21 protein-coding genes are annotated in these 25,245 nt (G+C 50.3%); 18 read left to right on the top strand and 3 right to left on the bottom strand.

Going from position 1 to position 25,245, the window contains the following annotated elements:
• Window positions 1-68: 68 nt before the first annotated feature.
• The gene (locus K7B67_RS13285; RefSeq protein ID WP_252176340.1) at window positions 69-1,658 is read left to right on the top strand and encodes a C2H2-type zinc finger protein; all 1,590 of its coding nucleotides are present in this window, start codon (window positions 69-71) and stop codon (window positions 1,656-1,658) included.
• On the opposite strand, the gene gltA is transcribed toward K7B67_RS13285, so the two are convergent.
• A complete protein-coding gene (gltA, locus tag K7B67_RS13280) occupies window positions 1,636-2,919 on the bottom strand; it encodes a citrate synthase (protein WP_252176339.1) in 1,284 nt (427 codons plus the stop codon). The genes K7B67_RS13285 and gltA overlap by 23 nt on opposite strands.
• Window positions 2,920-3,361: 442 nt before the next feature.
• On the opposite strand from gltA, the gene sdhC reads away from it, so the two are divergent.
• The 10 genes from sdhC to K7B67_RS13230 all read left to right on the top strand — a co-directional run bounded on the left by sdhC (window position 3,362) and on the right by K7B67_RS13230 (window position 15,798).
• Window positions 3,362-3,736, top strand: a complete 375-nt coding sequence (gene sdhC / locus K7B67_RS13275; RefSeq protein WP_252176338.1) for a succinate dehydrogenase, cytochrome b556 subunit — start codon at window positions 3,362-3,364, stop codon at window positions 3,734-3,736.
• The gene (gene sdhD / locus K7B67_RS13270; protein WP_252176337.1) at window positions 3,730-4,098 is read left to right on the top strand and encodes a succinate dehydrogenase, hydrophobic membrane anchor protein; all 369 of its coding nucleotides are present in this window, start codon (window positions 3,730-3,732) and stop codon (window positions 4,096-4,098) included. The genes sdhC and sdhD overlap by 7 nt, the downstream gene beginning before the upstream one ends.
• Window positions 4,099-4,101: 3 nt before the next feature.
• Entirely contained in the window at window positions 4,102-5,874 is a 1,773-nt protein-coding gene (sdhA, locus tag K7B67_RS13265) for a succinate dehydrogenase flavoprotein subunit (protein ID WP_252176336.1), read from the top strand.
• 15 nt (window positions 5,875-5,889) lie between these two features.
• Complete coding sequence (locus tag K7B67_RS13260; RefSeq protein ID WP_252176335.1) at window positions 5,890-6,612, top strand: succinate dehydrogenase iron-sulfur subunit; 723 nt, start codon at window positions 5,890-5,892, stop codon at window positions 6,610-6,612.
• Between the two features lie 166 nt (window positions 6,613-6,778).
• Window positions 6,779-9,610, top strand: coding sequence for a 2-oxoglutarate dehydrogenase E1 component (locus tag K7B67_RS13255; protein ID WP_252176334.1), 2,832 nt, complete (start codon window positions 6,779-6,781; stop codon window positions 9,608-9,610).
• Window positions 9,611-9,666: 56 nt separating this feature from the next.
• A complete protein-coding gene (gene odhB / locus K7B67_RS13250) occupies window positions 9,667-10,890 on the top strand; it encodes a 2-oxoglutarate dehydrogenase complex dihydrolipoyllysine-residue succinyltransferase (RefSeq protein WP_252176333.1) in 1,224 nt (407 codons plus the stop codon).
• Between the two features lie 61 nt (window positions 10,891-10,951).
• Complete coding sequence (gene lpdA, locus K7B67_RS13245; protein WP_252176332.1) at window positions 10,952-12,391, top strand: dihydrolipoyl dehydrogenase; 1,440 nt, start codon at window positions 10,952-10,954, stop codon at window positions 12,389-12,391.
• Between the two features lie 271 nt (window positions 12,392-12,662).
• Window positions 12,663-13,829, top strand: a complete 1,167-nt coding sequence (sucC, locus tag K7B67_RS13240; RefSeq protein WP_252176331.1) for an ADP-forming succinate--CoA ligase subunit beta — start codon at window positions 12,663-12,665, stop codon at window positions 13,827-13,829.
• A gap of 2 nt (window positions 13,830-13,831) precedes the next feature.
• Window positions 13,832-14,704 (top strand): succinate--CoA ligase subunit alpha, encoded by an 873-nt coding sequence (gene sucD, locus K7B67_RS13235; RefSeq protein WP_252176330.1) that lies wholly within the window; start codon window positions 13,832-13,834, stop codon window positions 14,702-14,704.
• A gap of 218 nt (window positions 14,705-14,922) precedes the next feature.
• Entirely contained in the window at window positions 14,923-15,798 is an 876-nt protein-coding gene (locus tag K7B67_RS13230) for a prenyltransferase (RefSeq protein WP_252176329.1), read from the top strand.
• A 235-nt stretch (window positions 15,799-16,033) separates the two neighbouring features.
• Here the strand turns inward: K7B67_RS13230 and gspD are convergent, their stop codons facing one another.
• Both gspD and K7B67_RS13220 read right to left on the bottom strand, forming a co-directional pair.
• Window positions 16,034-18,145, bottom strand: a complete 2,112-nt coding sequence (gspD, locus tag K7B67_RS13225; protein WP_252176328.1) for a type II secretion system secretin GspD — start codon at window positions 18,143-18,145, stop codon at window positions 16,034-16,036.
• 34 nt (window positions 18,146-18,179) lie between these two features.
• Complete coding sequence (locus K7B67_RS13220; protein WP_252176327.1) at window positions 18,180-18,827, bottom strand: type II secretion system protein N; 648 nt, start codon at window positions 18,825-18,827, stop codon at window positions 18,180-18,182.
• A gap of 426 nt (window positions 18,828-19,253) precedes the next feature.
• Here K7B67_RS13220 and gspE point away from each other — a divergent pair, with 426 nt between their 5' ends.
• From gspE to gspK, 7 genes are all read left to right on the top strand, one after another.
• Window positions 19,254-20,720, top strand: a complete 1,467-nt coding sequence (gene gspE, locus K7B67_RS13215; RefSeq protein WP_252180578.1) for a type II secretion system ATPase GspE — start codon at window positions 19,254-19,256, stop codon at window positions 20,718-20,720.
• Between the two features lie 29 nt (window positions 20,721-20,749).
• Complete coding sequence (gene gspF / locus K7B67_RS13210) at window positions 20,750-21,970, top strand: type II secretion system inner membrane protein GspF (RefSeq protein WP_252176326.1); 1,221 nt, start codon at window positions 20,750-20,752, stop codon at window positions 21,968-21,970.
• Window positions 21,971-22,117: 147 nt separating this feature from the next.
• Window positions 22,118-22,552 carry a type II secretion system major pseudopilin GspG gene (gene gspG, locus K7B67_RS13205; RefSeq protein WP_276576700.1) on the top strand — a complete coding sequence of 145 codons (435 nt, stop codon included), beginning with the start codon at window positions 22,118-22,120 and terminating at the stop codon, window positions 22,550-22,552.
• Between the two features lie 33 nt (window positions 22,553-22,585).
• Window positions 22,586-23,119 (top strand): type II secretion system protein, encoded by a 534-nt coding sequence (locus tag K7B67_RS13200; RefSeq protein ID WP_252176325.1) that lies wholly within the window; start codon window positions 22,586-22,588, stop codon window positions 23,117-23,119.
• A complete protein-coding gene (gene gspI, locus K7B67_RS13195; RefSeq protein ID WP_252176324.1) occupies window positions 23,100-23,495 on the top strand; it encodes a type II secretion system minor pseudopilin GspI in 396 nt (131 codons plus the stop codon). Before K7B67_RS13200 ends, gspI begins: the two co-directional genes overlap by 20 nt.
• Window positions 23,492-24,262: a type II secretion system minor pseudopilin GspJ gene (gene gspJ, locus K7B67_RS13190; protein ID WP_252176323.1), complete on the top strand. Its 771-nt coding sequence runs from the start codon at window positions 23,492-23,494 to the stop codon at window positions 24,260-24,262. Before gspI ends, gspJ begins: the two co-directional genes overlap by 4 nt.
• Complete coding sequence (gene gspK / locus K7B67_RS13185; RefSeq protein ID WP_252176322.1) at window positions 24,259-25,236, top strand: type II secretion system minor pseudopilin GspK; 978 nt, start codon at window positions 24,259-24,261, stop codon at window positions 25,234-25,236. Before gspJ ends, gspK begins: the two co-directional genes overlap by 4 nt.
• Window positions 25,237-25,245: the final 9 nt, after the last annotated feature.

The raw sequence follows: 25,245 nt of genomic DNA, 5'->3' as shown, positions 1-25,245 counted from the left end.
TTGGTTTAAAGCCCAGTTCCAGGACGGTGGCGCAGGGTGACGTTTAACAATAACTGAGAACCAAGACATTGGAACTATTACTGACATCTCTATTCTTTCTGCTGTCTTTTATAGCTTCAGCGGAGGCGCAAATTCCTGACTTGTTGGCTGCCTACCCTCTGCCAGAGAAAACCGCCACTCTTACAGAATCTCTGGTAACACTGGGTCTACTGGCCATCAGACAGCACGCCTGGCAGCCGCTACTCTTTAATCCAGAAAAGGATGCTGGACCCCAGCCTGGCAATAACAAGTTTCTTCACGTTTCATCAGACCATCCTTTTATTGTCAGTGGCCCAGAACCTGTGCCCGACCTGCATACCCTTTGTCAGCCCATGGACATTCATGGGGAAAGGGCCTGGCAATGCTTTGGCCTGGGATCCATTACAAGTGCGGCGCTCGACACCGGGCAGCCTTTATATCTGGAAACCCATCCTCATCAGAGCATTGTCCTGCACTATACCCATGGGCCCGGGCTGACATTTCCGGAATACGATCTGCCCGACTACCTGAATGCTTTTGCAAGTCAGCCAGCTGAAATGGAACGGATTCGTAAAACCGCCGCCAAAAGAAAGGCCATGGGCAGGCTCAAGATCGTCGAAGAGATAATAGAGAAGAACATTGGCTTACGCAGGTTGCACATTGCAAAAACCGAGGGAATCACAGTCAGGGAGCAGAAAGACATTGAGAAGGAAAAGCACTACCGTAAAGATGCTCACGTCCGGTTTTACCGTTCTCCCATAGAACAACCGGCTATTGATTTAGCTATTGATACTGCCCTGTGCCTGGCAAAAAACCGTGCCGCCTGCCAGGAGGTTTTGTCCGCAATCGTTACCTGCGCAAATCCTGAACCAGGCACAACCAGTGAGCACACCAGCACCCCATCGCAAGAAGGTACACAAAGCGCTTCAAAAGGAAACAAAGGCAACGGTGCCGGGCAGCCAGTCAGTTACGTGTTCGTCAGGGATGGCAAGGTCTACCAAAGTGCTGAAACACCAGAAGATATTCGGCACTCAAGAACACAACGGGGCGTCCAAATCGGTCAGAAGCCTTTCGACTGCAAACAGTGTGGCAAGCGTTTTCTGAGAGCGGGGCATTTAATAGCACACGAACGCGTCCACACCGGTGAGAAGCCCTATAAATGCAAACAGTGCGGCCACTGTTTTAAACAAGCGGGGAACTTAAAGGTACACGAGCGGATCCATACCGGTGAGAAGCCCTTTAAGTGCAAACAGTGCGACCAGTGTTTTACACAAGCGGGGGGCTTAAGGTCACACGAGCGGGCTCATTTCGGTGAGAAGCCCTTTAAGTGCAAACAGTGCGGCAAGTGTTTTACAGAAGTGGGAACCTTGAGAAGGCATGAGCGGGTCCACACTGGTGAGAAGCCCCATAAGTGCAAACAGTGTGGCAAGTGTTTTTCACTACCGGAAGGCTTGAGAGTACACCTGCGCAGCCACACCGGTGAGAGGCCCTATAAGTGCAAACAGTGCGGCAATTGTTATAAGCAAGTGGGGCACTTGGGAAGACATATGAAGGTACACAAAAGAAGGAAAGGAGGTCTGAAAGCCGATAATGGCATCGGCTTTCAGCAGGCAGTGATTAACGATCAGACAGCGGAATGAAGTCTCTGGACGCTTCACCGGTGTACAGTTGGCGAGGGCGACCGATGCGGTATTCACCGCTGATCATTTCATGCCAGTGAGCGATCCAGCCCGGAGTACGACCCGTTGCGAAGATAACAGTGAACATTTCTGTTGGAATGCCCAGGGCTTTCAGAATGATGCCGGAGTAGAAGTCTACGTTCGGATACAGTTTTTTCTCAACGAAGTATTCGTCTTCCAGGGCGATCTTTTCCAGCCGCTTGGCGATCCTGAACAGAGGGTCGTCTTCCAGGCCTAGTTCGTTCAATACTTCGTCACAGGTCTGCTTCATAACCTTGGCACGTGGGTCAAAGTTCTTGTAGACGCGGTGACCAAAGCCCATCAGACGAAAAGGATCGTTCTTGTCTTTGGCGCGTTTAATGAACTCATCGATGTTTTTCTCGTCACCGATTTCATTGAGCATAACCAGCACCGCTTCGTTGGCACCACCGTGAGCCGGTCCCCAGAGGGCCGCGATACCGGCAGCAATGCAGGCGAATGGGTTGGCACCACTGGAACCTGCCAAACGGACAGTGGAGGTTGAGGCATTCTGTTCATGGTCAGCATGCAGCAGGAAGATGCGATCCATGGCGCGGGCCAGCACTGGGTTAACCTCGTACTCTTCGCAGGGTGTCGCAAACATCATGTGCAGGAAATTACCGCCATAGCCCAGGTCGTTGCGCGGGTAAACGAATGGCTGACCGATAGAGTATTTGTAGGTCATGGCGGCCAGGGTTGGCATTTTTGAAATCAGGCGATAGGCGCAGATTTTACGGTGACGTTCGTTGGTGATGTCCAGTGAATCGTGATAAAAGGCAGAGAGGGCACCGACTACGCCACACATGACAGCCATGGGGTGAGCGTCGCGACGGAAACCGGAAAACAGATCCACCATTTGTTCATGAATCATGGTATGACGCATGATGGTGTCTTCAAAATGCTTTTTCTCTTTTCTGGTGGGAAGTTCGCCGTAAACCAGTAGATAGCAGGTTTCCAGGTAATCGGAGTGCTCAGCAAGCTGCTCGATAGGGTAACCGCGGTGCAGAAGTATGCCCTTGTCGCCATCGATAAAAGTGATTCTGGACTCGCAGGAAGCGGTAGATACAAAACCAGGGTCGTATGTGAACAGGCCGTTGGCAGTCAGGCTGCGAACATCAACAACATCTGGGCCGAGAGAGCCTGAATGTACGGGCAGCTCCAGTTTTTTTCCGTCAATCGAGAGGGTTGCTTTCTTTTCAGCCATCGTAGGCTCCTGTCTTGCCGTTTATTCTGTCGTTATCGTCGTCTAGGGCCGGTAATTATGGCGCTCACAGAATAAGTTTTTTTATGGTCGGGCCCTTGTTACGGTTCGACCACTATAGGGCCAGAAATCCGTTTGTCAAACCTGTGTAGTAATGAAAAAGTCTGCGCGGTAAATTGAGAGGTCTATAGTAAATTTGCTTAGTGAGTTAATCAATTGTAATCAAAAACCGAACTGTATATACTTCACTGCCGAAGTCGTGGAGGGCTTCGTGAGGGGTGAGAAAAGAACGTTAACAACAATTAACGCGGCTTCTTACACCTGGATTCAGGGTAGCCTGCTCAGGCGAACCTGATATTAGAGGGCATGATCCCGGGTAGGTCATAAACCTCTGGATAATGTTGCTGATTCAGCTGTGCGCGCTTCGGGCGTTGGGACGAAAAACGTGAATAGCAAAAGACCTGTCAATCTGGATATAACCACTATAAAACTACCACTGCCAGCTTATACTTCGATCCTGCACAGGATTTCGGGTGTGTTGCTGTTTGTCGGGGTAGGTTTCCTACTGTACGCACTGGATCTGTCGCTGTCTTCTGAGCAGTCCTTTGCGGAGCTGAAAACACTCATGTCGGGTGGCCTGGTCAAACTGATTGTCTGGGTGCTGCTTGCCGGTCTGATTTACCACTTTGTTGCAGGTGTCAAGCATCTGCTGATGGATGTAGGTATTGGTGAAGGTAAAGAGTCAGGCAAGGCCGGTGCGATCATTACCATCGTAGTATCAGCAATATTGATTGTGCTCGCGGGGGTGTGGGTATGGTAACCAATATCACTAACTTGTCCCGAAGTGGACTCTATGACTGGATGCTGCAGCGGCTGTCTGCCATCATCCTGGCCGCTTTCACACTGTTTATAGGCGGCTATGTTTTGATGAATCCCGGTCTGGATTATCAACAATGGAGTGGCCTGTTCGAGCACACCTGGGTGAAGGTGTTTACCTTGCTCGCCATTCTATCCATAGCTGCCCATGCCTGGGTAGGTATGTGGACTATAGCAACGGACTACCTGAATGCCCGTGCATTTGGCAGTAAGTCTGTCCTGATTCGTTTCCCCTTCCAGCTGATCTGTTTTGTAGCAGTATTCAGTTACATCGTCTGGGGCGTTCAAATTCTCTGGGGTAATTGATCTATGTCGGCTCTTCGCACACTGACTTACGACGCCATCGTAATCGGCGGTGGTGGCGCTGGCATGCGCGCTGCACTGCAACTCACCCAGTCAGGTCTCAAGACGGCCTGTGTGACCAAGGTATTTCCAACCCGTTCCCACACGGTATCGGCCCAGGGCGGCATCACCTGCGCCATTGCCAGCGCCGATCCAAAGGATGACTGGCGCTGGCACATGTTTGATACCGTCAAAGGTTCGGACTATATCGGTGACCAGGACGCTATCGAATACATGTGTTCAGTAGGTCCTCAGGCCGTATTTGAACTGGAGCACATGGGGCTGCCGTTCTCCCGTACAGAGGAAGGACGCATCTACCAGCGTCCATTTGGTGGTCAGTCCAAAGAATTCGGCAAGGGCGGTCAGGCTGCCCGTACTTGTGCTGCCGCTGATCGAACCGGTCACGCTCTGCTGCACACCCTCTATCAGGCCAACCTGAAAGGGGGTACGGCGTTCCTTAATGAATGGTATGCAGTGGACCTGGTGAAAAACCAGAAGGGTCAGGTGGCCGGTGTTGTTGCGATTTGTATGGAAACGGGTGAAACCGTTTATATCAAAGCCAAAGCCACTGTTATGGCTACCGGCGGTGCCGGGCGTATCTACGCTTCCACCACTAACGCCCTGATCAATACCGGTGACGGTATTGGTATGGCTCTGCGTGCCGGCTTCCCGATGCAGGACATGGAAATGTGGCAGTTCCATCCAACCGGTATTCACGGTGCGGGGGTTCTGGTGACTGAGGGCTGTCGTGGTGAAGGTGGTTACCTGATCAATAGCGAAGGTGAGCGTTTCATGGAACGTTATGCGCCCAATGCCAAAGACTTGGCTGGCCGTGACGTAGTGGCTCGTTCCATGATTCTGGAGATTCTGGAAGGGCGCGGCTGTGGACCGGATAAGGACCATGTGCTGCTGAAGCTGGACCACCTGGGTGAAGAAACCCTGAATTTGCGTCTGCCGGGTATCTGTGAACTGTCCAAGACATTCGCCCATGCTGATCCGGTTAAAGTTCCTGTTCCTGTTGTTCCAACCTGTCACTACATGATGGGGGGTATTCCCACCAACGTCGGTGGCCAGGCTCTGTTCCCGGATGCTGAAGGTAACGATCAGGTTGTAGAAGGTCTTTACGCCTGCGGTGAGGCGGCTTGTGTATCTGTGCACGGTGCTAACCGTCTGGGTGGTAACTCGCTGCTGGATCTGGTTGTGTTTGGCCGTGCAGCGGGTATCCAGATCGAGAAAAACCTGAGAGAGGGTTTCGACGGCGTTGATGCTTCTGACAGCGATATTGAAGCGGCCATGTCCCGTCTGGATCGCCTGAACAAGTCCAGTAGCGGTGAAAAGGTTGCGGACGTCCGTAAAGATTTGCAAAGTACCATGCAGCTGTACTTCGGTGTATTCCGTGAAGGCGAGAGTATGCAGGAAGGTCTGAAGAAACTGAATGAGTTGGGTGAGCGTCTGAAAAATACTCACCTTGAAGACAAGAGTCAGGCATTTAACACCGCCCGTATTGAAGCGCTTGAACTCGAGAATCTCTATGAAGTCGCTTATGCCACTGCGGTTTCTGCCGAACAGCGTAAAGAATCCCGTGGTGCTCACGCCCGTAACGACTTTACTGAGCGTGATGATGAAAACTGGTTGGCTCACTCCCTGTATTTTCCGCAGGAACAGCGGGTCGGCAAGCGTCATGTCAACTTTGCACCCAAAACCATGGAGGCTTTCCCACCGAAAGCCAGAACCTACTGAGGAGGAGGCAGGAATATGTTGGGTAGTTCGTTAAATGTAAGCGTCTATCGCTACAACCCGGAGACCGACTCCAAACCTTACATGAAAGACATTGAGGTGGAAATTCCTGAAGGCAAAGACCTGATGGTGCTCGATGTATTGAACCTGATTAAAGATAAAGATGAGACATTGGTGTATCGTCGTTCCTGTCGCGAAGGGGTTTGCGGTTCGGATGGTATGAGCATCAATGGCACCAATGGTCTGGCTTGTGTTACTTCTCTGTCAGAAGCTATGGGCAGCAAGAAGAAACTGATTTTGCGGCCATTGCCGGGGTTGCCTGTTATCCGTGACCTGGTTGTCGATATGAGTCTTTTCTATAAACAGTATGAAAAGATCAAGCCATACCTGATTAATGAAGAACCGGCACCGGCCATTGAGCGTCTGCAGAGCCCTGAAGATCGAGAGAAACTGGACGGTCTTTACGAATGCATTCTCTGTGCATGTTGCTCCACGGCCTGTCCATCGTTCTGGTGGAATCCTGACAAGTTTGTCGGTCCATCTGGTCTGCTACAGGCCTATCGCTTTCTGGCTGACAGTCGTGATACAGCGACCGAGGAGCGTCTGGCGGATCTGGACGATCCATTCAGTGTGTTCCGTTGCCGTGGCATTATGAACTGTGTGGCGGTATGTCCAAAGGGCCTGAATCCAACCAAAGCCATTGGTCATATCAAGCAGATGCTGTTTGATAGTGCCACGTGATCGGGCACTTTAAATTAAAATTTCTGACTACAGTTACATTGACGTATGAATTAAATTGGACTGTAGTTGATTCTTGAGTCTGGCTGGTTTCTGATTTTGTAAACCAATGATGGTCAGGGCGGCGACTCTCATGGTTAGACAGCTCTTCATTCACGGGGTAGTGACGATGCAAGAAGGTGTGATGCAGCAAATGTGGGATACCTCACATATTTCCGGGGGGAATGCTGCATACGTCGAAGAACTGTACGAGCAATTCCTCCGCGACCCGAATTCGGTCTCTGAGGAATGGCGTGATTATTTTGAAAAGCTTCCTCAGGTTAATGGTGGCGGACCGGACGTACCCCACTCGACGATTCAGGAAAACTTTGTGCTAATGGCGCGTCAGCGCCAGACCACCCGCCCAATCGAGGCGGGTACCATTTCCAGCGATCATGAGCGTAAGCAGATTCAGGTTCTGCGTCTGGTCAGTGCCTTCCGAATCAGGGGGCATCAACAAGCCAGAATTGACCCATTGGGCTGCATGCAGCGCGAACAGTTTCCCGACCTGAGTCTTGAGTATCATGGGCTGAGCGACGCCGACCTGGACACTGAGTTCCAGACCGGCACTATTTTTATCGGTAAAGAGCGAGCGACACTGCGTGAGATCTTCGATGCTCTCATGGCAACCTACTGTGGCTCCATCGGTGTTGAATACATGCACATTGTCAACACTGAAGAACGTCGCTGGTTTCAGAGCCGAATGGAAAGCGTTCGCAGTCGTCCGGAAGTGGGCCCAGAAGCCCGACAGCATTTGCTGGAGCGTCTGACAGCGGCTGAAGGTTTGGAAAAATACCTGGGAACCAAATATCCCGGTACCAAACGTTTTGGCCTGGAAGGAGGGGAGTCTCTGATTCCTATGCTGGACGAAATTATCCAGCGTTCAGGCTCCTACGGTGCCAAGGAAATTGTTATCGGCATGGCCCACCGTGGTCGTTTGAACGTGCTGGTTAACATTCTCGGAAAGAACCCTTCTGAGCTGTTCGATGAGTTCGAAGGCAAAAAGATGGCCGACACCGGCTCCGGTGATGTGAAGTATCATCAGGGCTTCTCCTCTAACGTTATGACACCGGGTGGTGAAGTCCATCTGGCGTTGGCGTTCAACCCTTCGCATCTGGAAATTGTTTCCCCGGTGGTAGAAGGCTCAGTGCGTGCCCGTCAGGATCGTCGTATCGACTCAGGCCGTGATCAGGTTATCCCGCTTGCCATTCACGGTGATGCTGCTTTTGCCGGTCAGGGGGTTGTTATGGAAACCCTGCAGATGTCCCAGACCCGTGCTTATAAGACCGGTGGTACTCTGCACATCATTATCAACAATCAGGTGGGTTTCACCACCAGTAAACAGGAAGATGCCCGTTCTACTGAGTACTGTACGGATGTCGCCAAGATTGTCGGTGCGCCCATTCTTCACGTCAACGGTGATGACCCGGAAGCGGTTCAGTTTGCGACCAAACTGGCGCTGGATTACCGAATGGAATTCAAGCGTGATGTGGTCATTGATATGGTTTGCTACCGTCGCCGTGGTCACAATGAAGCGGACGAGCCCTCTGGTACTCAGCCACTGATGTATCAGATTATCAAGACTCACAAGACAACCCGTGATCTGTACGCTGAGAGGCTGATGGAAGCTGGCATCCTGGATGCAGAACAGGACAAGACTCTGGTTGACAGCTACCGTAGTGCTTTGGACAACGGTGGTCATGTTGTTAAAGCACTGGTGAAAGAACCCAATAAAGAACTGTTTGTCGACTGGACTCCTTATCTGGGTCACGAATGGACTGCCCGTCATGATACCCGTGTCGCTCTGGCTACTCTGCAGGGGCTGGGTCAGAAGCTGTGCAAGGTGCCTGAGGGTTTTGTCGTTCAGCGTCAGGTCAGCAAGATTATTGATGACCGCCTGAAAATGGCCGCAGGTGCGCAACCCATTAACTGGGGGGCGGCTGAAACGCTGGCATACGGCACCCTGATTATGGAAGGCCATCCGGTACGCATTACGGGTCAGGATGTAGGGCGAGGCACTTTCTCCCACCGTCATGCCGTACTGCACAACCAGAAAGATGGCTCTACCTATGTACCGCTGGCTAATATTTCCGAAAAGCAGCCTGACTTCCAGATCTGGGATTCCCTGCTGTCTGAAGAAGCGGTACTGGCCTTTGAGTATGGTTATGCGACCACGATGCCAGGGGCACTGGTTATCTGGGAAGCCCAGTTTGGTGACTTTGCCAACGGTTGTCAGGTCGTTATTGACCAGTTTATTACCAGTGGCGAGCACAAGTGGGGGCGTTTGTGTGGCCTCACCATGCTGTTGCCGCACGGCTATGAAGGTCAGGGGCCGGAGCACTCTTCGGCCCGTCTTGAGCGTTACCTGCAACTGTGTGCCGAGCATAATATCCAGGTGTGTGTACCCACCACTCCGGCACAGGTGTTCCACATGCTGCGTCGTCAGGTTTTGCGCCCGCTGCGTAAGCCGCTGATCGCCTTTACACCGAAGAGCCTGCTGAGACACAAGTTGGCAGTTTCCACCCTGGAAGAGCTGGCTGAAGGGAGCTTCCAGACTATCATCCCAGAGATTGATGAGCATAAGGCTGCGGATATTACCCGTCTGATCATGTGCAGTGGCAAGGTTTACTACGATCTTCTTGAGTACAAGCGTGCAAATGAACTGCAGCATACCGTCGTCATTCGTATCGAGCAGTTGTATCCGTTCCCTCAGGATGATCTGGACGAGCTGATTGTTGGCTATCCAAACCTGAAGGATGTGGTCTGGTGTCAGGAAGAGCCCATGAACCAGGGAGCCTGGTACTGCAGCCAGCACCATATGCGCCGGGCCCTGGATACTCACGCTAACGACCTGCGTTTGGTTTATTCAGGTCGTGAAGCTTCAGCAGCCCCCGCCTGTGGTTATATGTCCAAGCATGTTGAAGAACAACAAAAGCTGGTAAAAGACGCTTTTAACGTATAATTGACGACGCCCCGGTAGTTCCGGGGCGACCGGTCGCAACCCCGAAAGGATCCACAATGGCCACTGAAATAAAAGCACCAACATTTCCGGAATCTGTCGCTGACGGTGTGGTCGCCACATGGCACAAGAAGCCTGGAGAAGCTTGCTCTCGTGATGAGCTGTTGGTTGATATCGAGACTGATAAGGTAGTACTGGAAGTCGTCGCTCCAGCAGACGGTGTACTGAAAGAGATTCTCAAGAACGAAGACGACACGGTTCTGAGCGAAGAAGTCATTGCTATTTTTGAAGCCGGTGCGGCGGCAACGGCTTCTGCTCCGGCGGATGAGTCAACGCCTGCAAGTGCTGAGTCACCGGCAGGTACGGAAGAGCCAATCCTCAGCCCTGCTGCCCGTAAGATCGCCAATGAAAAAGGCATTGATCCAACCACTATTTCCGGTACTGGCAAAGGCGGTCGCGTTACCAAGGAAGATGTTGTTCGTCATGCTGAGCAGAAGCCAGCCCCGGCCGTTGCTGCGGCACCTGTGGTTCAGGCTTCCTCTGCTCCCAGGGTAGAAGCGACCACCCCGGTATTTGCCGGAGAACGCACGGAAAAACGTGTACCAATGACACGTCTGCGTGCTAGAGTTGCCCAGCGTCTGGTAGAAGCACAGCAGACAGCCGCCATGCTGACCACCTTCAACGAGGTCAACATGAAGCCGGTTATGGAACTGAGAGCCCGTTACAAAGATCAGTTCGAGAAGCGTCACGGTGTCCGACTTGGATTTATGTCCTTCTTTGTCAAAGCCTGTGCCGAAGCCCTGCGTCGCTATCCTGCTGTGAATGCCTCTATTGATGGTAATGATATCGTTTACCATGGCTATCAGGATATCGGCGTAGCCGTTTCCAGTGATCGTGGTCTGGTGGTACCGGTTCTGCGTAATGCTGAAAACATGAGCCTGGCTGATATTGAGGCGAAAATCCGTGAATACGGTAAAAAAGCCCAGGGTGGCAAGCTGGATATTGAGGACATGACGGGTGGAACCTTTACTATTTCCAACGGTGGTGTGTTTGGTTCGCTCTTGTCTACACCGATTCTGAATCCACCTCAGTCCGCTATTCTGGGTATGCATAAAATTCAGGAGCGCCCCATGGCCGTCAATGGTCAGGTGGAGATTCTCCCCATGATGAATCTGGCTCTGTCCTATGACCACAGGTTGCTGGATGGCAAGGAAGCGGTCACCTTCCTTGTTACCATCAAGGAACTGCTGGAGGATCCGGCCAGAATCCTGTTGGAATTGTAAGTTTCATGGGTTTTGCGGCGGCCCATAAGGCCGCCATTCTCATTTTCTTGGAACAGAAGATATGGCAAATCAGTTTGACGTTGTAGTTATCGGCGCGGGGCCCGCAGGTTATGTGTGTGCCATTCGCGCAGCACAGCTGGGCCTTAAGACTGCTTGTATCGAAAAGTGGACTGATGACAAAGGCAAAACAGCCTTGGGTGGAACTTGTCTGAACGTAGGCTGCATTCCTTCCAAGGCACTGCTGGACAGCTCTCACAAGTTTGTAGAAGCTCAGAAGGGCTTCAAGCTGCACGGTATCAATCACTCCGGTGTTGAGATGGACGTGCCGCAAATGCTCGCCCGCAAGAACAAGATCGTTAAGACCCTGACTACCGGGGTGGGTGGTTTGTTCAAGGCTAATGGTGTCACCCTGCTGGAAGGTGCTGGTAAAGTACTGGCGAACAAACAGGTCGAGCTGACCAAAGCCGATGGCACTGTTGAAGTGTACGAAGCGGGTAATGTGGTTATTGCTACGGGTTCCCGTCCGATAGAAATTCCGCCAGCACCGACCGATGACGATCTGATTGTTGACTCCACCGGCGCCCTGGAATTCCAGGAAATTCCCAAGCGTCTGGGTGTTATTGGTGCCGGTGTTATCGGTCTGGAGCTGGGTAGCGTATGGGGCCGCTTGGGCTCTGATGTTATCGTGCTGGAAGCTATGGATCGTTTCCTGGCGGCTGCCGACGAGCAAATATCCAAAGAATCCATGAAGATTTTCAAGAAGCAGGGTCTGGATATTCGTCTGGGTGCTCGTGTTACTGGCTCGCAGATCAAGGGTAAAGAAGTCCATGTTACCTATGCGGATTCTGATGGCGGTGAACAGGTTGTTGTATTCGACAAGCTTATTGTTGCAGTGGGCCGTCGTCCTTACACTGAGGGCCTGCTGGCTGCCGATTGTGGCGTGAATATGGATGAGCGTGGTTTTATCTTTGTCGATGATCACTGCGCTACCGACGTGCCTGGTGTCTATGCGGTAGGTGACGTGGTTCGAGGACCAATGCTGGCACACAAGGGCAGTGAAGAAGGCATTATGGTTGCCGAAATCATTGCCGGTCAAAAAGGCCACATGAACTATGATCTGGTTCCTTCCGTGATCTATACCCACCCTGAAATTGCGTGGGTAGGCAAGACCGAGCAGGAACTGAAAGCCGAAGGTGTTGACTACAAAACAGGTAGCTTCCCATTCTTGGCCAGTGGTCGTGCTCTGGCGGCTAATGACACTGAAGGCATGGTTAAAGTGATCGCCGACAAGACAACCGACCGTGTTTTGGGTGTACACGCAGTAGGCCCAAGCGCTGCCGAACTGGTTCAGCAAGGTGTTATCGCCATGGAATTTGCTGCCAGTACTGAAGACCTGGCGCTGACCATCTTCTCTCACCCAACATTGAGTGAAGCTCTGCACGAAGCGGTTCTGGCGGTAGATGGTCATGCGATTCATATTCCAAATCGCAAGCGCCGTTAATTACGGCTCTCGAGAGTGGTTTCCTGATGCGTGGAAGGCGCAATTGATTCAGTAAACTTCTCTCAAGTAAGCAACTGATACAAAGAAGTGTCAGAGGGGATGGAAGCCTGTCGGATTCAATGGGCAGGCGCCGGACCTCAACGTTTAATTTCGATGCCCGAGGGGTTGGGGTCGAAATAAATAAACCTTTATCCATGGATGTGGATAGCAGTTTGATTAAAACAACTTTGATTAAAACAACTTTGATTAAAACAACAATGGTAGTCTCAGAATGAATCTCCATGAATATCAGGGTAAGCAGCTGTTTGCTGAGTATGGCCTGCCGGTATCCAAGGGTATTGCCTGCGATACCCCGGAAGCAGCAGCGGCCGCCGCAGACCAGATTGGCGGCAATCAGTGGGTTGTCAAAGCACAGGTCCATGCCGGTGGCCGTGGCAAGGCTGGCGGTGTAAAGCTGGTCAGCTCCAAAGATGAAATCCGTGAATTTGCCGAGAAGTGGCTGGGCAAGAATCTGGTAACTTACCAGACGGACGAAAATGGTCAGCCAGTGAGCAAGATTCTGGTAGAAAACTGCACCGACATCGCTCAGGAACTTTATCTGGGTGCTGTCGTAGACCGTTCTACCCGTCGCATCGTTTTTATGGCTTCCACCGAAGGCGGCGTTGAAATCGAAAAGGTGGCTGAAGAGACACCAGAAAAGATTCTGAAGGCAACGGTTGATCCTCTGGTGGGTGCTCAGCCTTACCAGGGTCGTGAACTGGCGTTTAAACTGGGTTTGAACGCTACCCAGGTTAAGCAGTTCACCAAGATCTTCCTGGGACTGGCCAAACTATTCCAGGACCTGGATCTGGCTCTGCTGGAAATCAATCCACTGGTGATTACTGAAGCCGGTGATCTGCATTGTCTGGATGCCAAGCTGAACATCGACAGCAATGCCCTGTACCGTCAGCCTCGTCTGAAGACCATGCACGATCCTTCTCAGGAAGACGCTCGTGAAGCTCATGCTGCCCAGTGGGAACTGAACTATGTAGCACTGGATGGCAACATCGGCTGCATGGTAAACGGTGCCGGTCTGGCCATGGGTACCATGGACATTGTTAAGCTGTCCGGCGGTGCTCCTGCTAACTTCCTGGATGTGGGTGGCGGTGCTACCAAAGAACGTGTCAGTGAAGCGTTTAAAATTATTCTGTCTGACGACAGTGTTAAAGCGGTACTGGTTAACATCTTCGGTGGTATCGTTCGCTGTGACCTGATTGCTGACGGTATCATCGGTGCTGTGAAAGAGGTCGGTGTTGAGGTACCTGTTGTTGTCCGTCTGGAAGGCAACAATGCTGAGTTGGGTGCTCAGAAACTGGCGGAAAGTGGGCTGGACATCATTGCTGCAAGCAGTCTCTCCGATGCTGCAGACCAGGTAGTAAAAGCAGCTGAGGGAAAATAAGAATGAGCGTCCTGATTAACAAAGAGACCAAAGTGATCTGCCAGGGCTTTACTGGTTCTCAGGGGACTTTTCACTCTGAACAGGCGATTGCTTACGGTACTCGTATGGTGGGTGGTGTCACTCCGGGTAAAGGTGGCCAGGAGCATCTGGGCCTGCCGGTATTCAATACGGTTGCTGAAGCCGTGGCGAAAACCGGCGCTGAAGCATCCGTCATCTACGTACCTGCCGCTTTCTGTAAGGATTCCATCCTGGAAGCCGCCAATGCCGGTATTAAACTGATCGTCTGCATCACTGAAGGTATTCCTACTCTGGACATGCTGGACTGTAAGGTCCGCTGTGACGAACTGGGTGTCACCCTGATTGGCCCTAACTGCCCGGGTGTTATTACTCCGGGTGAGTGCAAGATCGGTATTATGCCAGGTCACATTCATAAACCCGGTAAAGTCGGTATCGTTTCCCGTTCCGGTACTCTGACTTATGAAGCGGTTAAACAAACCACTGACTTCGGCTTCGGTCAGTCTACCTGTGTTGGTATTGGTGGTGACCCCATTCCCGGTTCCAACTTTATCGATATCCTGAAGCTGTTTGAAGAAGATCCACAGACCGAAGCGATCGTGATGATTGGTGAGATTGGTGGTACGGCTGAAGAAGAAGCGGCTGCTTACATCAAGGAAAATGTTACCAAGCCGGTTGTTTCCTACATTGCTGGTGTGACTGCACCTCCGGGCAAGCGTATGGGTCATGCCGGTGCGATTATCTCTGGTGGTAAAGGTACTGCTGACGAGAAATTTGCTGCTCTGGAAGAGGCCGGTGTTAAAACCGTTCGCTCCCTGGCAGAAATCGGTCAGGCTCTGAAAGAGAAAACAGGCTGGTAAAAGGATCTGGTCTGATCCAGTTTTAACCGATTAAACGGCTCATTTCTTAGGAGGTGGGCCGTTTTCTTTTATTAGCCGGGCGCCAGAGCTGCTATTCTCTCTATCTCGGCTTCTGGCTACCTGTTGTCTGTTACCTGACTTGCGGAATGTCGCTATAGGCGACAGCCGTTGAATGGCACATAGTCCCACGTTTATCTCCATCCTCAGGGAATCCTCCAGTGGATATACCGAATCTGAATCCAGACAAATACCGTTTTGTGAAGGCGCTCAGGCCCTTCTCCTTCTCTGTAGCACTGATCACCTGTGGATTAGGGATTGCTGTGGCTTTTTCAATGGGGCAGGGTGATATTGTCAGGGCTGTAGCTGTCATGACGGCTGGCATTTTATTGCAGGCAGCCAGTAACCTGGCCAATGATCATGCTGACTTACATTTCTGGAATGGCAAAACAGGCCTATTGGCAGAGCAGGTGATTCAGCAGATTCGCAGAAACTTTGCCATTGCAGGCCTGTTTGCCCTGTTGGCCATTGCCATCGGACTCTGGCTTGTCTGGATAACGGGTTGGCCTTTATTTCTGCTGGGGCTGTTTGGCGTGATTGCAGGGTATTTTTATACAGGAGAGCCTGTCGTCTATAAGCATCGAGGTCTGGGGGTTCCCGCAGTTTTTCTGTTGACTGGGGTGCTGATGGTGAGTGGGTCTTACTATGCGGTTTCTGGTGTCTGGAGTAATGAACTGCTTTGGGTATCTGTACCGGTGAGTCTGTTAACGTCTGCCCTGCTGGTGTCTAACGAAATTCGTGATTATCTGGATGATCAGTCTTCCAGCATTCGCACCCTGACCGTCAGGTTGGGGTTTGATGCGAGCAGGGTGTTGTATGTTTCAATATTGCTGTCAGTGTACCCGGTCAGTTATTACCTCTACCTGAATAATTGGCTCATGAACCCAGCCTACCTGATGTTTTCGTTATTGGCCATCTGGCAACCGATTAATTTGTTAAGATGTTCTCCCGGTGATTATCAGTTAATGAGATTGCCGCCGATGACAGGGCGTTTTTTTCTAGTGTTCGGAATTTGTTTCATATTGAGTGTGTTTTGACATTGCCGGGAATAAAAATTGAAGAAATAGTTTTCTGTTTAAGTAGCGAGAGTCATCAATTGAATGTGATCTTAGATGAAGAAAATGTAGACGACTTTTGTTCACTTTGTTGTAAGTTTTATGAAAACAAACAGTCAAAAGTCTGCAAATTATTTTAAAGCGGTATGCTTTTTATGAAAAAAAAGCCAGATTTTATTCTGGCTTTTTAACAGGAACTTGTTACGTACGTTTAAAATCAGTTGTCGCTTTGCCAGGCTTTCTTGTCTTTCTTGCGCAGATCAAAGGCTTCTGGTTCAAACAGGGTAGAAGGGTCTTCCGGCAGCATATCAGGTGATTTTTTATTGTGCTGAATCACTTTTAGCTTGGTATAACGATCTCTGGTCGCCTTAGCCAGTGTTTCAGAGTTTCTCATGATGGTAGGTCGGATAAACAACATAAGATTTCGCTTCTGGTTTTTGTCCTGTTCATAGCGGAACAGGTTTCCAATGATAGGGATATCACCCAGCAGTGGGATTTTCTTCTTGCTCTGACTCTTGACGTTTTCAATCAGGCCACCGATGACAATGGTCTGACCATCATCCACCAGAACGGTCGTTTTAAGCGTCCTGTTATTGAAAATCAGGTCGTCGTTGTTTAGCAGGGTTTGTGACGCATTTCTGTCCAAAGAAGAAACTTCCTGCTCCAACTCAAGCCTGATGCCGTTACCTTCGCTAAGGTGAGGGGTGATCTTGAGCTTGATACCGACATCTTTACGGTCAGTTGTGGTGAACGGGTTGTTACTGCCACCACCGGCTGAGGTTTGATAAGAGCCGGTTTTGATAGGAATATTCTGACCCACAAGGAATTCAGCTTCCTGGTTATCCAGCGTCAGCATACTGGGCGTTGAGAGAATGTCGTTGTTAGACTTCGAACTCAAGGCGGAGACCAGTACGCCAAAGTTATCGGCCCTGAGAGCCAGGGAGCCCAGGGTGATGGCTGAGTTATCAAGAATGTGACCGGTTATGCTGCTTTTGTTGTTGAAAACGGTTGTGCTCGATTTACCGTCAGGTCCGGTACTTGTGGCCTCGCCACGAATGGTCTCCTTGCCATCAATACCCCACTGAACACCCAGGGCATCATCAATACCACCTGACACTTCTACGATAACCGCTTCCAGCAGAACCTGGGATCTTGGTACGTCAAGCTGGCGAACGATGTGTTCCATCTCTGCCAGAGTGTCCGGGTCTGCAATCATGATAAGGGCATTCTGAGTTTCGTCGGCTTTAACGAATACGTTCGCCGCTGATCTGGCACCTTTGCTTTTTCCGGAAGGCTGGCCTTTGGTCTGAATCTTGGGAGCTGAAGGCTGTTGTGGAACAGACTGTTGTCCTGAAGCGGAAGATTTGGATTTCTTATCCTGACTGTCCTGAATCGTCGAAGACGCTTCTGCAAGGATGTCGGCAATATTTCTGGCATCACCGTAGCTGAGGAAGATGACTTTGGTGTTGGACTTGCGAATGCCCTCCTTATCCAGAGTTTCTATCAGCTTTCTGACCCTTTGGCGCTTGCTGGCGTTGCCCTTGATGACTAGTCGGTTGCTACGCTCATCAGCAATGACTTGCAGACCACTGGGTAGTTGCCCCTTGCCTGCTATCAAAGTGTCTTGAATGATTTTGGCAACATCTCCCACCCAGGCGTGCTTTAACTGAATCACCTCGTAGTCATTATTCCCTGTCTGATCCAGCTCTTTTACCAGTTTTGTGATACGGTCAACATTGTCTGCAAGGTCACTGACGATGACCGCGTTACTGGTTGCGGAAGCAGCTGCATGGCCGTACTGGGCAATCAGTGGACGAATAATGGGGATCAGCTCAATGGCTGACACACTGTGAAGTTCTATGACGCGTGTGGTCATGATCGCATCACGAGGTTTTTGACTCTCATTGGGTGAGCTGGTTTTTGCTGTGGTACTGGGCACTATGTTAATGATATTGCCCTTGGGTATCACTGCATAGCCGTTGGCTGACAGGACTTCCAGGAAGACATCGTAAACTTCGTCACTGCTCAGAGGCTTTGAAGACAGCACCGTAACGGTATTTCCGCCTTTGATTCTGGGGTCTATGACAAAGGTCTCACCGGTGATCTTGGCGATCTGCCCAATGAATTCACGAATGTCAGCATTCTGGTGATTGAGAGTCCACTTCCTTTCCCTGGCTGCGTCAGCCTTCACGGCTTCTGAGGAGGAAGTGGTTTCCGGGTTGGCTGGAACAGGGGCCGCCGATACGCTGCTCTGAAGGCTTATGGTAAACAGAGCGGCAAGCAGGGGTCTGAAGGCCATGGATACAAATGGGCAGTCTTTAGTTTTCATTACTTAACCATATGAAGAGGTTTTAATTCTTGTATCAAATCCCTTGATTAGCCTGCTGAAGCTTATCTCTTAACTCCTGCATGCGCTGTTCAAGTGATTTTCCATCCGGCTCCTGAGTGAAGCCGGGGCGTTCTGTACTCTTATCCATAGCGTGTCCGGAGCTTTTGTATTCCTGCAAAGCCCTGTCATCTTTCCCTGCATCCGGGAAATAAAGGGTTTCAAGCTGGCCGTTGCTGCTTAAAACCACATGATCCGGATGCACTTCCTTCAGTATTGCGCCACCGGGCAGGGGATCTCCAATACCATAAAGCTTGTCCTGATTGCTGCCTTGGATAATAGCACTTGAATACTTGTTCTTCTGGTCACGTTCACCAAGAATGCCTCTGAGTACCAGATTTAACCTTGTTTTAGGGATATCGGCGGGCTGTCTGGCGACTTCAGGTTGATGATTAGCACCAAAGAGTAATTCAAAATCCCTGGGAGTCAGAACTTTTTCTTCAGGTTTATTCTGAGACATTCGTTCAGAATTATTATGAACGTCTTCTGTTTCGAGTGACTCATAAAAGAAAAATGACTGAGTGGCTATTGAAACAATCATGGTGATCGTCAGAAGAGCGGTCAGTGCTAAGTGGTTTTTTCGATGGCCCCATTTTAAGTAGGTGGCCATGAACTCTGAGTTCATACGGTTCTCGATTTAAGGTTTACTTGATTAAGGAAAGCGTGTTGGGTCATGGGCTATTCTTAATCTAAATAAAGCATAAGAGTGCTACTTTTAAAAGCCGATGCTTTCACCAAAAAATAGTTTTCAATTAATCCTTTGCGATCAGGAATTTCTGTCGGATCAAAAAGTTGGGGTTGTGTTTGAGTCATTTTTAAATAATTCAGTTGTAAAATTCGGATATTGGATCACACTACCTGTGACGTGCTTGAAGAATAATTCAATTTTCAGGGTTCAGAGCAAAAAATATCGGATTGTTTGTGGTAACTGTTTCTGGTTGCCCCCAATCAGCCCTAATAGAAGTTCTGGAATTACTAATTATCCAAGGAGTTAGCCTTGACCGACACAGCCAGCCTTCCAGAAGATCCGGAATTCCAGAATCAGGGATTGATGTTGCAGCGTCTGCCATTTACCTTTGCTAAAAGGCATGGTGTGGTTCTGACCTGGGAGCAGGAACAGCCCGTACTCTATTTCCGGTCAGTGCCTTCGGCGGATATTTTCTCTGAGGTCACCCGAATTACCTGCCAGTCTCCACTTTATCGCAAGGTAGGAACAGACAAACTCTCTGAAGTGTTGTCCGAGTGTTATCACAATGACAGCTCCGAAGCTCTGCAAAATGCTGCGGGTATCAGTGATGATCTGGACCTGGGCAGCCTTGCTGATGCGGTACCGGTGACAGAAGACCTGCTGGAGCAGAGTGATGATGCCCCGGTCATTCGTCTGATCAACGCGCTGTTGACGGAAGCCATCAAGGAAGGTGCATCGGATGTCCATATCGAAACCTTTGAAAGCAACCTGGTTGTCAGGGTTCGGGTCGATGGGGTCCTGAGAGAGATTCTCAGCCTCCAGCGAACTCTGGCAGCACTTCTGGTTTCGAGAATCAAGGTTATGGCTCGTCTGGATATTGCCGAAAAACGCATCCCTCAGGATGGTCGTATCTCCCTGAAAGTGGCTGGTAAAGAGGTGGATGTCAGGGTCTCCACGCTGCCTTCCAGCAATGGTGAGCGAGTGGTCTTACGTCTTCTTGATAAGGCGGCGGGACGTCTTGAGCTGAAGCATCTGGGTATGGACAGTCAGGACCTTCAATGCGTTTCCAGCCTGCTGGCCAAGCCTTACGGCATTATTCTGGTCACGGGTCCCACAGGCTCCGGTAAAACGACTTCCCTCTACGGCTGCCTGACCTCATTGAATGATAAGTGTCGAAATATTCTCACCGTAGAAGACCCTATCGAATATAACCTCGAAGGTATTGGTCAGACCCAGGTGAATACCAAAGTTGATATGACCTTTGCGAGAGGGTTGAGAGCGATTTTGCGTCAGGATCCCGATGTGGTCATGGTGGGGGAAATACGTGATACCGAAACCGCTGAAATTGCTGTGCAAGCCAGTTTGACAGGTCACCTGGTGCTATCAACACTTCACACCAACACGGCGATTGGTGCATTGACCCGTTTGCAGGATATGGGGATTGAGCCTTTTTTGCTCTCTTCCAGCTTGCTGGGGGTAATGGCTCAGCGTCTGGTCAGAGTTCTCTGCGATCAGTGTAAACAGCCCTATCAGCCAGATGAAGCTGAATGCCGGGAGTTGGGGGTTGAGGTGGGCAATGCGCCCGAGCTTTACCATGCAAACGGCTGCAAAGAGTGTAACCACAGTGGCTACCGGGGGCGGACCGGCATCTATGAAGTAGTCATGGTGGACGAGCAGGTTAGAAGAATGATTCATGCCGGAGAAGGCGAGCAAGCGATCACGGACTATGTCAGAAAAAGCTCTCCGGGGATCAGAGAAGATGGCGCCAAAAAGGTATTGGCTGGCCTGACAACACTGGAAGAAGTGCTCAGAGTGACCCAGAAAGATTAATCCGTATCGGAGGCGGATAACCACACGTCATGGCTGCATACGAATACATCGCCCTCGACCAGCAGGGCAAGCAACATAAAGGCACACTGGAGGCCGACAGTAACCGGCACGTCCGGCAAATGCTTCGTGATAAGGAGTGGACGCCTTTATCGGTCAATCAGGTTTCAGAGCAGAAACAGAATACCTCTGGTAGTTTGTCCATGCTCTTTCAACGAGGTGTTTCTGCTGTCGAGCTGGCCACACTGACCCGCCAGTTAGCCACACTCATTCAAGCTGCCATGCCTGTTGAGGAAGCGCTTTATGGCGTCGCTTCTCAGCAGGAAAAGCGCAGGCTTAAAAATATGCTGTTGGCGATTCGCTCCAGAGTACTTGAAGGCTTCACACTGGCCCAGAGCCTTGAAGACTTTCCCCATATTTTCCCCCAGATGTTCCGGGCCACGGTAGCGGCTGGTGAACATGCAGGTTATCTCGATAAAGTGCTGAACCGGCTGGCGGACTACACCGAGGCACGGATGAAATCTACCCAGAAAATTCAGCAGGCGTTGCTGTACCCGATCATTCTGTTGCTGGCAGCGCTGGGGATCGTCAGTTTCCTGTTGGGTTATGTGGTTCCGGATGTCGTAAAGGTGTTCGTCGATACCGGTCAGGAGCTGCCCGGCATTACGGTTGCACTGATCGCTGCCAGTGAAGGGTTCCAGGCGTATTGGCCTTTTATTTTCAGCATTATTCTCTTCGGGGTTGTGGCTTTCAGGCAGGCGCTAAAGAAACCAGCCGTTCGAATGTCATGGGATCGTTTCTTTCTACGTTTACCTGTTTTGGGTCGCTTTAGTAGAACATTAAGTGCCGCAAGATTTGCCAGCACCCTGAGCATCCTGACACGAAGCGGTGTTTCGCTGGTGGAAGCTCTGGTCATTGCCTCACAGGTTATTGATAACCGAGCTATTTGTCATGCGGTGAAAGATGTTGCCCGCAGGGTCAGTGAAGGTTCCAGCCTGAACCGGGCTCTGGCAGAAACCGGTTATTTCCCACCTTTAATGCTTCATATGATCGGTAGCGGGGAATCGACGGGTGAGCTGGATGAAATGTTGGACAGAACAGCCCAGAACCAGCAGATGGAGTTGGATGGCAGAATTTCTCTTCTGTTGGGACTTTTTGAGCCCCTGATGCTGGTGGTTATGGGCGGTGTCGTCATGGTGATTGTGTTAGCCATACTGCTGCCCATCCTGAATATGAATCAGTTGCTGAACTGAGCGAAGGGAGCATGGCTTTTTATGGCCATGTTCGTAAAGGTAGAAACAGGACGTACAGGACAGAATCTGTCGTTATCTGGCGGATTTAATTGGAAATGACAGTGATCCCATTTCCTCGGTACGGAATCCATTAATGAGGTTGTGAGAATGATGACAAAACAGGTACAAAGAGGTTTTACCCTTATAGAAATCATGGTGGTTGTCGTGATTCTGGGGATACTGGCAGCCATGGTGGCGCCAAAACTTCTCAGCCGCCCTGATCAGGCCAAGGTTACAGTGGCCCGGTCCGATATTGAAACCCTTTCCCAGGCATTGGAATTGTACAGGTTGGACAATGGTTTTTACCCTTCAACAGATCAGGGGCTGGATGCCCTGGTCAAGAAGCCAACCATTGCTCCTGAACCCCGAAACTGGAACCCGGAAGGCTATTTGAAAAAGGCTCCGGTTGACCCCTGGGGGAATAACTACATTTATCTTCAGCCCGGTAATCATGGCAAATACGATCTCTATTCCCAAGGGGCTGATGGCCGTGAAGGTGGTGAAGGTCTTAATGCAGATATTACTAACTGGGAAGAGTCTTGAACTCAGTCTCAACTTTCAAAGTGATAGGGCTTAATGAACAGTACGGTTTCGGAAGGAAGCAGACCAGACAGTAAGAAAAGCCAGGGTTTCACTCTGGTCGAGTTGCTGGTTGTCATCCTGATCATAGGTATATTGCTGGGTGTTACTCTACTGAGCCCAATGACCGGCAATGTTCAAAAAACAGTACAGGAGCAGGTGACGAGATTACAGACTCTGTTTTCTCAGGTCAGGGACAAAGCACTTCTGGATAATGCTGAATACGGTTTTTCCATTGATGAGACTGGGCGCTACCAGTGGTGGGTACTGCCACTGGAAAGTAACGAATGGTTTGTTATTACAGAGGCACCTTTTCAACCCTATACGATGCCGGAAAGACTGGATTTTTATCTGCAGACAGCCGAGGACGATCTGCCCTATCTCGAATCCGAAGATGCCGGTCCCGATGTGGTGTTTTATTCAGACTACCAGGTGACCCCTTTTTCGCTATACGTGGTTCCCATTGAAAATAAAAAGCAGGGTGTGATGCTGATAACTGATGGTTTATCCGATGTCGAAGTCGTTCGCTAGTGTTTTGGGCTTCACCCTTATTGAGGTGATGGTAGCAGTGGTCATTTTTGCCCTGGCTGCTTCTATGTTGATGTTGGCAGACGGTAACAGTATCCGCCAAACCCGCTATATGCAGGAAAAGGTTTTGGCCGCACAGCTGGCCGACCAGTATCTGAGCCGTATTCAGGCAGAAAAAAGCTGGCCCGATAAAGGTGTCAGGGGCAAAGTTGAAAACTATGCCGGGTACGACTGGTATGTTCGTCAAACAGTCAGGGATACCAGTCAGCGAGATTTCAGGAAAATAGTTGTGGATGTCTTTGTGGGCCATCAGAAACCTGAAGATGATGATATCCCGATGTCCTCTCTGGAGTCCCACCTGAGGAAGCCCAGAAAATGAACAGGAGTAAAGGGTTCACACTGCTTGAGTTGATGATCGCCATATTGCTCTTTGCCATGATCAGTACGGCGGCCTATAAGTTGTTCGATTCCGTCAGTCGGGCTCAACAGGTGACTGATGGCATTCTGGACAATCTGGATGAAATTCAAAGAGCGCAGCTGATTCTGGAGAAAGATCTATTCCAGTTGGCAGCGAGACCAGTGCGGGATGAATTTGGTGACCGTCAGCCAGCCGTCCAATCTCCCAGTCCTAATGGCTTTGCTCTGGAATTTACCCGTGCTGGCTGGCGTAATCCGCTGAAGGAACTGAGGAGTAACCTGCAACGTGTTGCATATAATCTGGAAGACGACGAGTTGGTTCGTTATTACTGGTTAATGCTGGACAGGGCTCCGGATCCGGTTGTGATACGGCAGGTTGTTCTCAGCAATGTGTATGGCTTGAAAGTCCGTTTTATGGACGCAAAGAAGCGCTGGAGCAGTAGCTGGCCACCGGCAAAACAAAAACAGGAAACCAGACCACCAGCTGGAATGAGGAAAGCATTTGAAGCCCCGGTAATGCCCCAGGCAATAGAGCTGACCGTAAAACATGTGGATTTTGGAACACTGGTAACGATTTTGCCCGCTGTGGATTACAAGCCTTCGGATGGTCAGAAGAGACTGGATCAGGAGCTGATTAAAGGTCAGCAGAAAGCAGAACGAAACACTTTCAGATTAGGGGCGGATGAGTATGACGACGATGAAGATGATTATATAGAGGATAAACGATGAGGTCAGTTAACCGGCAGCGTGGCGTTGCCTTGATCTATGTACTTCTTATCTTCGCCATGATTACGCTGATGGCTTCCCAGATGGTCACCAGTCTTTGGCTCCATACTGAGAAAAACACCCATTACCTGGAGCGTATCCAGGCCAGGCATCTGGCCATGGGGGCTGAACAATATGTTGCTTTACTGCTTGAGCAGGATGCGGAAGATGACAGGAAAAAGAAAAAGATCATGGATCACGAAAGTGAGCGCTGGAATATACAGGAAGTAGGCTATGCCGTTGACCAGGGAGACATTGAGCTGGTCATTGTTGATGAAGCCAGCCGGTTTAACCTGAACTGGCTTGCCGCACAAGGGCTGGATGGCCAGAGGTTTGATGGTATGTTCGAGAAAATACTGCAAAATCTGGAGTTGAACGTACAGATTACCTCAGCTATCAAGGATTGGATTGACCATGATCAGGAACCGTTAGAAACCGGTGGGGAAGATAATCATTATCTGGTCATGGAACCGCCGAGAAGAACGGCTAATGCCCCCTTTGTATCATTATCAGAGTTAAGGTTGGTTCAGGGTGTTGGTAGTCTCGAATTTGAGTTGCTTGCTCCTTTGGTAACGGCTTTGCCTGACTCCAGCAGGATTAATGTCAACACAGCACTGCCCGAAGTGTTTCGTGCCCTGTCTGATAAACTCACAGAAGGCGATGTAGAGGCTATTATTGATGCTCGGAGTGCAGAAGGGTTTGCCAGACTCGAAGACTTGGCCAGGCTACCGGCCCTGAAGGATAAAACGGTTGCCTTTAAAGAAGTGCCTCTGGATGTTGCCAGCCAATATTTCACTGCTTATATCAAGGCAACGTATCGAGATACGACATTCTATTTAAAAACCCTTATGTATCGTAATGCAGAGGGACAAGTTCAAATCGCCGGTCGTGAGATTGGCCCCAACGGTTATTGGGTAAGCGCCAAGAAGGAATCCTGAGGTCTAATA

Source organism: Endozoicomonas sp. 4G (assembly GCF_023822025.1).
Lineage (GTDB): Bacteria > Pseudomonadota > Gammaproteobacteria > Pseudomonadales > Endozoicomonadaceae > Endozoicomonas_A.
This window is presented reverse-complemented; position numbering and strand designations above follow the sequence as displayed.

Bases quoted from the DNA above. Each gene is read 5' to 3' on its own strand.
- K7B67_RS13220 (WP_252176327.1), bottom strand. From the start codon at position 18,827: ATGAACTCAGAGTTCATGGCCACCTACTTAAAATGGGGCCATCGAAAA.
- gspG (WP_276576700.1), top strand. From the start codon at position 22,118: ATGATGACAAAACAGGTACAAAGAGGTTTTACCCTTATAGAAATCATG.
- gspI (WP_252176324.1), top strand. From the start codon at position 23,100: ATGTCGAAGTCGTTCGCTAGTGTTTTGGGCTTCACCCTTATTGAGGTG.
- sucC (WP_252176331.1), top strand. From the start codon at position 12,663: ATGAATCTCCATGAATATCAGGGTAAGCAGCTGTTTGCTGAGTATGGC.
- K7B67_RS13255 (WP_252176334.1), top strand. From the start codon at position 6,779: ATGCAAGAAGGTGTGATGCAGCAAATGTGGGATACCTCACATATTTCC.
- gspK (WP_252176322.1), top strand. From the start codon at position 24,259: ATGAGGTCAGTTAACCGGCAGCGTGGCGTTGCCTTGATCTATGTACTT.
- odhB (WP_252176333.1), top strand. From the start codon at position 9,667: ATGGCCACTGAAATAAAAGCACCAACATTTCCGGAATCTGTCGCTGAC.
- sdhA (WP_252176336.1), top strand. From the start codon at position 4,102: ATGTCGGCTCTTCGCACACTGACTTACGACGCCATCGTAATCGGCGGT.
- gspF (WP_252176326.1), top strand. From the start codon at position 20,750: ATGGCTGCATACGAATACATCGCCCTCGACCAGCAGGGCAAGCAACAT.
- gspD (WP_252176328.1), bottom strand. From the start codon at position 18,145: ATGAAAACTAAAGACTGCCCATTTGTATCCATGGCCTTCAGACCCCTG.
- gspJ (WP_252176323.1), top strand. From the start codon at position 23,492: ATGAACAGGAGTAAAGGGTTCACACTGCTTGAGTTGATGATCGCCATA.
- gltA (WP_252176339.1), bottom strand. From the start codon at position 2,919: ATGGCTGAAAAGAAAGCAACCCTCTCGATTGACGGAAAAAAACTGGAG.
- K7B67_RS13260 (WP_252176335.1), top strand. From the start codon at position 5,890: ATGTTGGGTAGTTCGTTAAATGTAAGCGTCTATCGCTACAACCCGGAG.
- sdhD (WP_252176337.1), top strand. From the start codon at position 3,730: ATGGTAACCAATATCACTAACTTGTCCCGAAGTGGACTCTATGACTGG.
- gspE (WP_252180578.1), top strand. From the start codon at position 19,254: ATGTTGCAGCGTCTGCCATTTACCTTTGCTAAAAGGCATGGTGTGGTT.
- lpdA (WP_252176332.1), top strand. From the start codon at position 10,952: ATGGCAAATCAGTTTGACGTTGTAGTTATCGGCGCGGGGCCCGCAGGT.
- K7B67_RS13200 (WP_252176325.1), top strand. From the start codon at position 22,586: ATGAACAGTACGGTTTCGGAAGGAAGCAGACCAGACAGTAAGAAAAGC.
- sucD (WP_252176330.1), top strand. From the start codon at position 13,832: ATGAGCGTCCTGATTAACAAAGAGACCAAAGTGATCTGCCAGGGCTTT.